An 11,274-nucleotide genomic window follows, 5' to 3' on the forward strand; every position below is an offset into this window, starting at 1 on the left:
TAAACCTCCATTTTCGTTATGTATGATTGGTAGTATTTGCTAGGGATGAGTTGATTATTCCATGAAATTAATGTATGAACTTTCGTATGGCAGTAAACGATAGGAAGAAGACGTAAGTTAGAGAGGTTTTTGTATGATTGATAAAGAAGTTGAAATGAAGGATTTGATTCGTGAAAAATTTAAGAATTCAACAGATTTAATTTTTCAAAAGCTCGAAGCTAACAATTCCTTTTGTGAGTTTTGTTATATAAGTAGTATTTGTGATAAACAAAAAATTCAGCAAGATATTTTTATACCTTTTTTTGAGGAAGAAAATATAAAAGATTATAAAAGCTATGTTAAATCATTATCAGGAATAAAAGTATTAAAAGAAGATGATGATCCATTTGAGGTACTAATAAGAGGATCAATGCTCTTATTTTTTCAATCTGAAATATTCATTCTAGAAGTTAAGCAATATGTAAATAAAACAATTCCAGACACAACAATTGAAACAACTATTCAGGGTCCACAAACAGGTTTAAGTGAAGATATAGAAACAAATCTAAACATCATCCGCCATCGATACCATCAAGTAACATTAATTTTTGAAGACGCCATTATTGGTAAGAAATCACAAACAGGTATAAAAATGATTTATGATTCTAAGGAAGTTGATCAAAAAATATTAAAAGAGGTTAAGGAAAAGCTTAATTCTTCAAAGGTTGATGTGATTCAATCTGCTGGTCAATTGTCAAGGTTGATGAGTATTCGTAAAACGACATTATTTCCTACAATTTTGATTACCGAACGCCCTGATCGGATTGCTTATAATTTATCTAAAGGAAAAATCATTATTATACTTGAAGGAACGAGATTTGCACTTGTTATTCCATCCGTCTTTTTTGATTTTATGAGCTCAATGGATGATATTTATCAACCCTACTGGATTACTAAATTTCTGCTAGTCTTACGTTATTTTGGTTTAGGAGTATCAATCTTACTACCTGCGATTTATGTGGGCATGACCGCTTATAACCCTGAGTTATTTCGGGTACAACTTGCATTATCAATAGCTGGTAGTAGGGCTGCTGTTCCATTTCCAGCTTATATAGAAGTGTTGTTTATGTTAATTATGATGGAGTTATTAACAGAAGCGAGTTTACGATTGCCTAAAGCAATTGGTCCAACGGCTACTACTGTTGGGGGTCTAATTTTAGGTCAAGCCGCAACTGAAGCCGGACTTGTAAGCAATATTATGATTATCATCGTATCAGCTGTTGCGATATCAAATTTTGTCATTCCAATCAATGAAATGAGTTTTGCGATGCGTGTAATCAAATATTTATTATTAGCTCTAGCAACTTTTGTAGGACTTATCGGTGTGATTGTAGGGTTACTAGCGATTATCTATTATCTTGTAAACTTGAATAGCTTTGGAAAGCCTTATTTACAATTATTTCTTCGTGAAGAAATAGAAGAATTTAAAACGTAGGAAGTTGATTATGTCAAAAAGATATATTTATATGATGCTTATCTTAAATATGTTAACGAATATTGTTGCATATGTTCCAAAGATGTTATTAGAACAAAGAACAAATGGTTCAATTTTAGCTATTGTCCTCTCTGTACCAATAGGTATGGTCCTTATCCACTTATATACTAAATATTTAAGTGAATTTCCATATATGGGATTACCAGAAATACTCAAAAAATATACACCAAAGTGGTTTAGATTCATATTTTTATTAACACAAGGGATTTTGTGGTTTATTGCTGGTTTAATCACTTTATTAGCATTTACAAGTATTACAAAACAGTTTATCAATCCTGATATGCATGAATTGTCAATTTTATCTGCATTTTTATTCCTCATATTTCTGGCTTCAATGATGGAATCAAGAAAAGTCCTTTATGCAACAGAGTTTATTCTTTTATTAAATTTGCCTTTAATAGCTTTTGTCATTTACAAGTCTTATACAAGCGAGTATATCATGTGGGATTCTGTTTCTGTAGCTCTTACTTACTTTAGAGAAATTCCAGATGTTTTGACATTATCAACGGCACTCTTTGTTTATAGTGGATATGCTAATTTAGCCATTTTTAATCGCTATTTCAAGGATGTAAAATTGAAATATTTATGGGTGGTTGGAGCTCTCGGATTTTTCACATTGTTCACAACATATGTCATTCCTATTGGTTTACATGGTTTTGATGGAGTAGCATCCTTTACTTATCCATGGATTGCTACATCTGATTCAATTAGAATTGAGCTGTGGATAATAGAAAGGGTAAGTATATTATTTTTAGGATTATATATTAATATTTCTCTAGCAAGTGTTATTCTTCATTGGCATGTAGGTTTAGAGCAAATAAAGTCTGTTGTTCCGAAGATAAAGTTCAATAAAAAAAATATAATGCCTTTTTTAATTGTAGCGATATTTTCACTCATAGCCATCCTTTTTCAGCTTTTTGTAAAAGAGATCTATGTTAGTAATTTGGCCAAGGTATGGTTGCTTCTTCTCTTACCTGCACAAGGTATTGGTTTACTGCTTTTGAAATGGATTTTAAAGAGAAAGAGAAAGGAAGACAACGTCTGAATGAAGAAAAAAGCGCTATTATTAATTATTGCTTTCGTTCTTTTTTTATCCGGCTGTGGGTATAAAGATATTGATAAACGATTTTTTGTTGTGGCCATAGGTGTTGATAAATCTGCAGAGAAAGAGAAATATGATGTGACTTTGAAGTTGGCAGTTCCTACGAATGAATCAAAATCAGGAAGTAATGAAGCAAAAATTCTTACTGAATCGGCTGTTTCGATCTCAGAGGCAGTAAGGGTTGCAAAATCAAAGGTTGATAAGGAATTTGACTTTAGCCATGCAAAAGTAATTATTTTTGGAGAAGAGTTAGCAAAAGAAGAAACTTTAGAACATATTTTTGACTGGTTTGATCGACGTCGAGATATAAAAGATATTGCATGGGCAGCAATTGGAAGCCCTAATGCCCTAAAAGTATTAGAAGCAAAACCAAAGGGTGAAACAATTCCTTCAAATTCTTTGTTCTTAACATTTAGTCGAGCTGGAACAGAAACTCCTTACATTAACTCGGTTTTTTTATTTGATTTAAGAAGGAAACAAATAGAACGAGGTGTAAGTCCTATTTTACCAATAATAAAGACTGAAAAAAATGAGCTATCTATTAATACCGTAAGTGTATTATCCAATATGAAGCAAAAATTCGTTTTAGAACAGGAGCAGACAAAATTTCTCAATATGTTAATGGTAGATTCTTCAAAGTTTGATATAACGGTAAATAAGGAAGAAAAAGATCGTCCATACTTTGTATTTTCAACAGATAATGTGGATTCGAACTATGAGCTTATTGTGAATAAAAAGTCTGAAAGTGAAATTAAATATCAAATAAAGGCTAGTGGTGTAATTGAGGAAGCATTTGAGAATTTAGAAGAGACAAAATTAAAAGAATATGAAAAATTAGTAGAAAAAGAAGTGGAAGGGAAAATTAGAGACTTACTTTATTTATTACAAGAAAGGGACGTTGATCCTATAGGATATGGATTAAAATATCGAACGATAAGTCGAGGGAAAGAGTCGGGTAAAATGAAGAAATGGAATGAAATTTATCCTGAATTAACATTTGATATAAATGTATCAGTTGAAATAGATAATGTTGGTGTAATACATGATGATGAAGAAATCCCTGAATAATTATATAGGATGTGCAAAAGGAATCATCATGGAGCTTTAACTTAAATAATATTAGTAGTCGTACAAGTTTCAAACCTTCAACAGTAATCATAAAAAGAAATAGAAGGTTATTGGGGGAAGGTACTGATGATTTCAATTGCACAAATTAAACCACATCATGCACATCGATTTTTTGCAAAAACAACAGAAGAGAAAGGTCATTTTCATTTTATTGAAGGTTTTACAAGAATGGTAAATGGTCATGCACTTGATCAACATGTTCATTTATATAGAGGGATAACTTCTTTTGAGAACAAACATTATCATCGCTTCTATGGAAAGACGGGGCCAGCTATTCCTTTAAAAGATGGTGGTCATTACCATATTTTTGAGAATCGAACTTATTATAATTATGATGAGCCACTTGATGTTGAGTTTGGTGGTGTTTTATATTCTGTGGATGAACAGTCAAAGCACGATCACAATTTTAACGGAAAGACGTATGAAATTGTGGGGTATGATCCATCTTTAGTTATTTAACTTGTTAAACGTTGTATATGTATTTATGTTGCTTAGTCTTTTGATAAGGCTCTTTTCTGAAAGGTTGTTGCAAAATGATACTATTATCTGTTAAAACAGTGTTTTATCTCATAAAAAATACTTTATCTAACAAGAAAAGATGCCACTAGACTATATAAAGTGATGTTCCTTCCAATTTCTAAAAGCAACAAAGTTTACGAAAGCAGCCTTGGATAAAGTCTTTATCTTATATTTTCAAATCAGCTGAATAATAAAGTGACAATCAACCTTGATTCTTAGCATAGTGCATTAAGTAAGAAATGGAGGAGGGGGTTACCATTTCAGCCTCCATTTCTCTAGCTAACCTACCTTTACTTATATATTTTTGATCCAGCTTCAATAAATTCCAAGGCTTTTTCCTGCATTCCTTTTTCAATTAATTCTTCTTCTGCAATTCCTTCTTCCTTTGCCGTTTTTCTTATATCATGGGATATTCGCATAGAACAAAACTTTGGACCACACATTGAACAGAAATGTGCTGTTTTTGCTCCTTCTGCAGGTAATGTTTCATCATGGTACTCTCTTGCTCTTTCAGGATCAAGAGATAAGTTGAACTGGTCGTGCCATCTAAATTCAAAGCGTGCTTTTGAAAGTGCATCATCCCGATTTTGTGCACCTGGATGTCCTTTTGCTAGATCTGCAGCATGTGCTGCAATTTTATAAGCAATAACACCTTCACGAACGTCTTCTTTATTAGGGAGGCCAAGATGTTCTTTTGGAGTGACATAACATAACATAGCAGTTCCGAACCAACCAATCATTGCTGCACCTATAGCAGATGTAATATGATCATATCCTGGAGCTATATCTGTAGTTAAAGGTCCTAATGTATAAAATGGAGCTTCTTTACAAACTTGTTGTTGTTTATCAACATTTTCTTTAATTAAATGCATCGGAACATGTCCAGGACCTTCAATCATTACTTGAACATCATATTTCCATGCAATTTCTGTTAATTCTCCTAATGTTTCTAACTCTGCAAACTGTGCCTCATCATTTGCGTCAGCAATTGAACCAGGTCGTAATCCATCACCAAGAGAAATTGTAATATCATATTTTGCTAAAATTTCACAAATCTCATGAAAATGAGTATAAAGGAAACTTTCTTCATGATGTGCTAAACACCATTGAGCCATAATCGACCCACCGCGTGATACAATGCCTGTCATACGATTCACAGTTAGTGGGATGTATCTTAAAAGAACTCCTGCATGAATTGTGAAATAATCCACACCTTGTTCAGCTTGTTCGATTAACGTATCACGATATATTTCCCAAGTTAAATCTTCGGCAATTCCATTTACTTTTTCTAGTGCTTGATAAATTGGAACAGTGCCAACAGGTACAGGAGAGTTTCTAATGATCCATTCTCTTGTTGTATGAATGTCTTTCCCAGTTGATAAGTCCATAATGTTGTCTGCACCCCAACGAGTTGCCCAAGTCATTTTCTCTACTTCTTCTTCAATTGACGAAGAGACAGCAGAATTTCCAATATTAGCATTAATTTTCACGTGAAAGTTTTTACCTATAATCATAGGTTCACTTTCAGGATGATTAATATTAGAAGGAATAATCGCTCGTCCTGCCGCAACCTCTTTTCTAACAAATTCTGGATCCATTTGTTCTCTAATAGCTATAAATTCCATTTCGGGAGTGATGATTCCTTTTCGTGCATAATGAAGCTGTGTCACTCTTTTTCCTGATTTTGCAACTAAAGGTTTTATCATATGTGAAGGGAATACTTCTAAATTTGATTTTTTACCTTCTGATTTGTAGCCGTTATCTTCAGGTTTTACTGAACGACCTTCATATTGTTCGACATCATCGCGACTAAGAATCCAATTCTCTCTTACTCTAGGTAGTCCTTTTCGTATATCAATTTCCGCTGTAACATCAGTATAAGGTCCACTCGTGTCATAAACTTGGATGGGTGGATTTACTTCTTCGCTATATGTATTTTTTGTCACTTCTTGAGAAATTTCTCTTGTAGGTACTAAAATATCAGGGGTGCTTCCTTGAATATAAACTTTTTTACTTCCTGGAAATGGCTTTTTTATTGTAATCTTCATCTTTATTCCTCCTCAATTTAACTGTTCGTTTTTTTAAAAAAATTCAAATGTCTATTATTCGTTTCTAAAGCAAGAATCTTTTAGATTTGAGCACTATAAAAAGATTCATAATCTTTCAGATAACAGAGAATTGGAAGGCAAAATAAAAACGGGTTCTGAATTTCAGAACCCGTTAAAGAGATGTAGGTAAAAATTGTAAGTAGGGAGTATTAAAGGTCGCCTAACTACAATTGTTGCTACTTCCCTACGCTGGTATCATCCAGATCAGGTTCAAAGGGTCAAAGAACTTCAAACGCGTTCTTCTCTCAGTCCAAGCTAATGGACTCCCCTAGTAGAAATTGGTAATTTTCATTTGAATTAGTTTCATAATAACACAATTCATATACAAGTCAACTTATATTTTCCAATTTATGATGTGTGCTTTGTTTCTTTATTTCATCCAAACTATCAAAGAATTTTGTTCTTAATTTGATAATATATATCCAATGAGAAAAAATCACTTTTATGAAATTACTTCCAAACATAATATCTAACTATGAAAGCAATTGTGTGTTTATATAGTTCTTTTTCAATACAAATATAGTTGTTTTTCAGCGGTAAACACTGGGAAAGAACCATTGACAGGCAAAGTCGATAAGGTAAGGCATCTTTCCCGAAAAATCTTGTGTCTAGAGCGAAATGGAACGAATTCATTACTTCCTATAAATTTTTTAATTTACAGCAAGTATGAGGAAATGAGCCATAAAGAATACACCAGTATGCCAAGCTGTTAAGTTTGTTTTCTATCGAGCTTCTCAAAACGCTCGATCCATTCGGTTGATAATTCTTCAAGTGAAAGGATTTCATCGATTTGCGAGAAGTCCTGTCGGTTATGAAAATATGTATGATGGATTGTTGCGACTGAAATTCCTTTATAGTGCTTTTCTACTAATTTGATTTTTGAATCACTTCTGATTATCCCTTCCTCAAGGACTCTGAAGAAATAGCCAGTATAACCATATTTAACAATATTATTAAGTAGTGTATTTATTTTCGTATACTTGTTTATCGTAGAGCATGGAAAGCGACCTTGAGATACCTGTAACATAGTATCTCCAATTTGGAATATATCACCAATGCATATATCAATTTCTTTCATCCCAGTTACAGTTAGATTCTCGCCAAATGCAGCCTTTGGAAGGGTGGATTCATAGATGTTTTCCCAATATGTATAATGCTCAAAAGGGTAAACACAAAGAACACGTTCTGTCCCACCGTGATATTCATGGTTTTGTACATCATCACCATATACACCTTTTCGTGTTACTTCAATAAAATCAACTTGATCTTTACTAATGCCTGAGCGAAATTCTTTACCTTTGTAAGAAAGAGTTGTAGGTTCACCTTTACTAAGCCATTTCAATTGATAGGTCAATTTGTTCACTTCCTTTTTTAGGGTGGAAAAAATCATTAAAAATAGAGACGTCCTCAAAAGTTACGAATCATCTAGAAAAGATATGTTTTCGTATTATTGAGAGTGTCTCTTCATTTTGTTGCTATATTTTTATCATTAACCGAGGAAGGTAGTCGTTTTATCTCTTTTTATTTTTCTTCCATTACATGATGTTGACTTTCATTCATTTTTAAGTTAAGTAATTCATCTAAGTGTTGGCTAGCAATCAATGTTCGATGCGAGTCGAGGCCATCTTCTTTTGCTATTGTAAATAATTTATTGCGGTATTCTTCGATAACTGTATCTATTGATTTCATATTGAACACCTCGCATTTAAGCATTACTAGGTAAAATAATCCTATTAATTCTATTATCGTATATTTTCTTATATTGTAAAGGGGTAAAGGGGATTTTTTTATGGATATTTATAGAAAAAAGTGGAAAAACACTATATTTAGTAAACTTGTATAAAGAATTGGGCTTATTTAGTGTTCGTGACGTTAATAGATTTCCATATTGATTGGGGAAAAAATGATGAGTTAAGTGGGAGGGTGTTAGAAATATAGTAAAAGTACTACATTAATATACTTACTTTGGGTGTAACTTTAGTGAAGCTAAAGTTAATCAATTTGTTAAGAAGTCGAATGACAAATAGGAATTGAGGGTATATTGCTCCCTCAATTCCTACCTAAATTCGTTGTCCTTTTTTAATTTGGCTGTTTTCGCAAACTTTGTTACTTTTAAATACCTGAAGCAATCAGCAATGTATTAAGTCTAGTGGCATCTTTTCTTCATAAATAATATTCCTATAGGGAAAAACCACTGTTTCCACTCCAAACCTTGGTAACATAGCAACAATCGTTCAGAAAAGAGCCTTTAATTTCTTCCACGACCGATGTTAAACTGAGCATTAAGCTGTCCTCTTAACATTTTTTTTCTAACTTCTGCATCACTTTCGCGTTGTTTTTCTTTTAACTTCATTTCTTTAAGAATTTCAGTTGTTTGAACACCGTCCTCTCGTTTATCTGCAATATCCATTAGTGTTTCAATGTCCAAAAATGAATACTTTCTAGTACCACGTTCATTTCGATAGGGAGCAATTAATTTTCTTTCTTCATAATATCGGATTTGTCTTAATGTTAATCCTGTTAGCTCACTAACTGTTCCAATCGAGATGACCTTCTTATCTTTGTAAGAGCGGTCTTGATGATTCATTTAGTTCCACCCCTTATAAATGAACTATTTATACAAGTATATCTTGATTTGTTAAAAATGACATATACATTGTTAGAAAATCTAACAAGTAAAGTTTTGACTTAATATTTCAATGTTAGGAATTGTGACAGAAGACATGAATTATACTGATAGGCATTATAAAATAACTTTGAAGGATTTTTTGAAATTGAGTTAAGTATCAAAGGAATAAAAAGTAGAAATTTTGGGTAATAATTGATTGATGAGGAAGACTTACAAAACGTTGGCTTTTTTCGAGTTAGATAATGTTTGCATATTCAATTGAATGAAAAGTTGTTTTAAATATCCCTGTGAAAATAATAAAGTAACTTCTTCAAATTGATTTTTTTCGATATTGTAGTTTGCCAGAAGTTCTATTCCTTTAGAAGTAAGTTTAGTCATATAAAGTTGAAAAGCTTTTGGTTCACTTTGGTTTAGGTAATAAACAGTCATATTTGTTTGGTTCTCTTTCATAGCTATTACTTTTATCATTAACATTTCAACTCCTAATCAAGTTGAAATTAGTTTTGACAATATTACAATAGCTTAATCAAATTTAAATAAATTTAATAACATGATAGAGAATCTTTACATTCCGTTAATCGTCACATAACAATTATGAAGTAAATTAAAGGTAACTAAAATTTAAAATGGAGTTGAACGCCATGAGTAAAATGTTACAGAATGCACTTGAAGAACAAAGGAAATATTATTCTCAGAAGTTATTAGCACTAGGTATTTATAATAAACAAGTTATGAATAATATGACACTTACAGAATTAAAAAATGAATACAACTATTTTTATCATAATGTACCCAAATTAAAACGTAAAAGCACATCATAAAATAGAAAATGACATTAAGAGAGGTAGACAATTGCTTTTATACCCCTATTGAATGGATTCAATAAAAAACTTAGTTAGCTGCTCTGTAATGTTATATGTACTTCTCTTTACTTTTCCTGAACAATCTTCTATTTCTTTTAAAGTTAGTTGAATATAAGGCTTAATAAAGAAGAAGAAAATTGTTTCACTCCTTTTTGCTTCTGTGTTAATAATAGCTCTGTTTGTTCCTCAATATTCTTATCTTCGATGAAATGGAAAAAAAGCATCCTATCTCCTAGAGGTGGGATGTTTTCATGTTCAATAATTCATAAGTGAAGGGTTAGATTTGTTCAGTCATTTTAATGCTATTTTTAACTCCCATCCATTCATTTCAAGGTTATCTTCGTCAAAAGTACGTTCTATAACATCTTTTCCTTCATAAAGTTGTAGACATTAATTTTTTAGGATGTACATAGACGAAACGAACATCAAAGTCGCTATTAGGTGAAGCTAATCCCCATGCTCTACTACCAACTTCACATGCAAATAAAATTTTTATTTTATATTTTTCTTTAAGTTGTTTTAATCTTCTTAAAATCTTTGTTTCCGTTGAAATACCCTCCAATATAGATAACATTTAATATTCTCACAATTTTTCTTACTTATAGCCTTTAAATTTTGAGAAAAGAATAGTAAAATTAACAATGTGTGGAAAATTTTCAAAATAATTTTATTATTAATGACGTATTTAAGAGGGCGATGGTATGAGATCTTATAATGAGGAAGAGTTACAGAATGCATTAGATTTGTTTCGTGTATTTGCTAGAGCGTTTAAAAGCATTTCTGAGCATTCGATACGTGATAGTAAGGAGCATGGCTTTAATCCTACGGAATTTGCTGTTTTAGAATTATTATTTACAAGGGGGCCACAAAAACTTCAGCAAATCGGCTCACGGCTTTTATTGGTTAGTGGGAATGTCACATATGTAATCGATAAGCTTGAAAAAAATGGTTATATTTATCGTGAACAAGATCCTAAAGATAAACGATCAATATATGCTAAGTTAACAGAAAAAGGACAAGAATACTTAGATCAAGTATACCCAATTCACGCGATTCGAATTGCTCGAGCTTTTTCGGGTTTGTCTTCTTCAGAACAAGCAGAATTGAAAGCGCTTTTAAAGAAGGCTGGTATTCATTCACAACATTTATTGTTTAGATAAATACTAGATTAAAAGAATATACGAAAGTTGAGTGACTCATAATTTATTGGGTCACTTTTTTAGTTTCTATTTTTTAAGCCTAAAACTACGTGCTATTTAATAAAAATTTGAGGAAGTAGTAGATGAGCAGTTTTATTGTATTCCATTTTTCTGAAAGATATGCTAGTGATATGTGTTTTGAATGAAGAATAAAAAACATGTTAAAACTTGAAAATGGTCTTTATAAACTTT

At 31.9% G+C, this 11,274-nt stretch carries 12 protein-coding genes and 1 riboswitch; of the genes, 6 read left to right on the top strand and 6 right to left on the bottom strand.

What is annotated here, in order from left to right; all coding sequences use genetic code 11:
• Window positions 1-133 precede the first annotated feature (133 nt).
• The 4 genes from LC076_RS10320 to LC076_RS10335 all read left to right on the top strand — a co-directional run bounded on the left by LC076_RS10320 (window position 134) and on the right by LC076_RS10335 (window position 4,223).
• Window positions 134-1,474 carry a spore germination protein gene (locus LC076_RS10320; protein ID WP_226668359.1) on the top strand — a complete coding sequence of 447 codons (1,341 nt, stop codon included), beginning with the start codon at window positions 134-136 and terminating at the stop codon, window positions 1,472-1,474.
• Between the two features lie 10 nt (window positions 1,475-1,484).
• Window positions 1,485-2,579: a GerAB/ArcD/ProY family transporter gene (locus LC076_RS10325; RefSeq protein WP_226668362.1), complete on the top strand. Its 1,095-nt coding sequence runs from the start codon at window positions 1,485-1,487 to the stop codon at window positions 2,577-2,579.
• The gene (locus LC076_RS10330; protein WP_226668364.1) at window positions 2,580-3,704 is read left to right on the top strand and encodes a Ger(x)C family spore germination protein; all 1,125 of its coding nucleotides are present in this window, start codon (window positions 2,580-2,582) and stop codon (window positions 3,702-3,704) included.
• Between the two features lie 126 nt (window positions 3,705-3,830).
• Window positions 3,831-4,223 carry a YmaF family protein gene (locus LC076_RS10335; protein WP_226668367.1) on the top strand — a complete coding sequence of 131 codons (393 nt, stop codon included), beginning with the start codon at window positions 3,831-3,833 and terminating at the stop codon, window positions 4,221-4,223.
• Between the two features lie 350 nt (window positions 4,224-4,573).
• Here LC076_RS10335 and thiC read toward each other — a convergent pair whose 3' ends face one another.
• The 5 genes from thiC to LC076_RS10360 form a co-directional block, all read right to left on the bottom strand.
• Window positions 4,574-6,331 carry a phosphomethylpyrimidine synthase ThiC gene (thiC, locus tag LC076_RS10340; RefSeq protein ID WP_226668369.1) on the bottom strand — a complete coding sequence of 586 codons (1,758 nt, stop codon included), beginning with the start codon at window positions 6,329-6,331 and terminating at the stop codon, window positions 4,574-4,576.
• Between the two features lie 224 nt (window positions 6,332-6,555).
• Window positions 6,556-6,671: riboswitch (TPP riboswitch) on the bottom strand.
• 429 nt (window positions 6,672-7,100) lie between these two features.
• On the bottom strand, window positions 7,101-7,754 hold the full coding sequence (locus tag LC076_RS10345; protein ID WP_319005513.1) for an MOSC domain-containing protein: 654 nt from the start codon (window positions 7,752-7,754) through the stop codon (window positions 7,101-7,103).
• A gap of 158 nt (window positions 7,755-7,912) precedes the next feature.
• Entirely contained in the window at window positions 7,913-8,080 is a 168-nt protein-coding gene (locus tag LC076_RS10350; protein WP_226668375.1) for an aspartyl-phosphate phosphatase Spo0E family protein, read from the bottom strand.
• Window positions 8,081-8,639: 559 nt separating this feature from the next.
• Entirely contained in the window at window positions 8,640-8,978 is a 339-nt protein-coding gene (locus LC076_RS10355) for a MerR family transcriptional regulator (RefSeq protein ID WP_226668377.1), read from the bottom strand.
• A 252-nt stretch (window positions 8,979-9,230) separates the two neighbouring features.
• Window positions 9,231-9,488, bottom strand: a complete 258-nt coding sequence (locus tag LC076_RS10360; RefSeq protein WP_226668380.1) for a hypothetical protein — start codon at window positions 9,486-9,488, stop codon at window positions 9,231-9,233.
• 173 nt (window positions 9,489-9,661) lie between these two features.
• Between LC076_RS10360 and LC076_RS10365 the strand changes: the two genes are divergently transcribed.
• Window positions 9,662-9,841 (top strand): stress protein, encoded by a 180-nt coding sequence (locus LC076_RS10365; RefSeq protein WP_226668383.1) that lies wholly within the window; start codon window positions 9,662-9,664, stop codon window positions 9,839-9,841.
• 415 nt (window positions 9,842-10,256) lie between these two features.
• On the opposite strand, the gene LC076_RS10370 is transcribed toward LC076_RS10365, so the two are convergent.
• Window positions 10,257-10,457 carry a DNA polymerase beta superfamily protein gene (locus LC076_RS10370; protein ID WP_226668386.1) on the bottom strand — a complete coding sequence of 67 codons (201 nt, stop codon included), beginning with the start codon at window positions 10,455-10,457 and terminating at the stop codon, window positions 10,257-10,259.
• 127 nt (window positions 10,458-10,584) lie between these two features.
• On the opposite strand from LC076_RS10370, the gene LC076_RS10375 reads away from it, so the two are divergent.
• Complete coding sequence (locus tag LC076_RS10375; protein ID WP_226668389.1) at window positions 10,585-11,043, top strand: MarR family winged helix-turn-helix transcriptional regulator; 459 nt, start codon at window positions 10,585-10,587, stop codon at window positions 11,041-11,043.
• Window positions 11,044-11,274: the final 231 nt, after the last annotated feature.

The organism is Metabacillus litoralis, assembly GCF_020524045.1.
Classification (GTDB): Bacteria; Bacillota; Bacilli; order Bacillales; family Bacillaceae; genus Metabacillus; species Metabacillus litoralis_C.

Coding starts and splice junctions, on each gene's coding strand:
- LC076_RS10375 (WP_226668389.1), top strand. CDS start 10,585: ATGAGATCTTATAATGAGGAAGAGTTACAGAATGCATTAGATTTGTTT.
- LC076_RS10335 (WP_226668367.1), top strand. CDS start 3,831: ATGATTTCAATTGCACAAATTAAACCACATCATGCACATCGATTTTTT.
- LC076_RS10330 (WP_226668364.1), top strand. CDS start 2,580: ATGAAGAAAAAAGCGCTATTATTAATTATTGCTTTCGTTCTTTTTTTA.
- LC076_RS10365 (WP_226668383.1), top strand. CDS start 9,662: ATGAGTAAAATGTTACAGAATGCACTTGAAGAACAAAGGAAATATTAT.
- thiC (WP_226668369.1), bottom strand. CDS start 6,331: ATGAAGATTACAATAAAAAAGCCATTTCCAGGAAGTAAAAAAGTTTAT.
- LC076_RS10325 (WP_226668362.1), top strand. CDS start 1,485: ATGTCAAAAAGATATATTTATATGATGCTTATCTTAAATATGTTAACG.
- LC076_RS10350 (WP_226668375.1), bottom strand. CDS start 8,080: ATGAAATCAATAGATACAGTTATCGAAGAATACCGCAATAAATTATTT.
- LC076_RS10370 (WP_226668386.1), bottom strand. CDS start 10,457: ATGTTATCTATATTGGAGGGTATTTCAACGGAAACAAAGATTTTAAGA.
- LC076_RS10320 (WP_226668359.1), top strand. CDS start 134: ATGATTGATAAAGAAGTTGAAATGAAGGATTTGATTCGTGAAAAATTT.
- LC076_RS10360 (WP_226668380.1), bottom strand. CDS start 9,488: ATGATAAAAGTAATAGCTATGAAAGAGAACCAAACAAATATGACTGTT.
- LC076_RS10355 (WP_226668377.1), bottom strand. CDS start 8,978: ATGAATCATCAAGACCGCTCTTACAAAGATAAGAAGGTCATCTCGATT.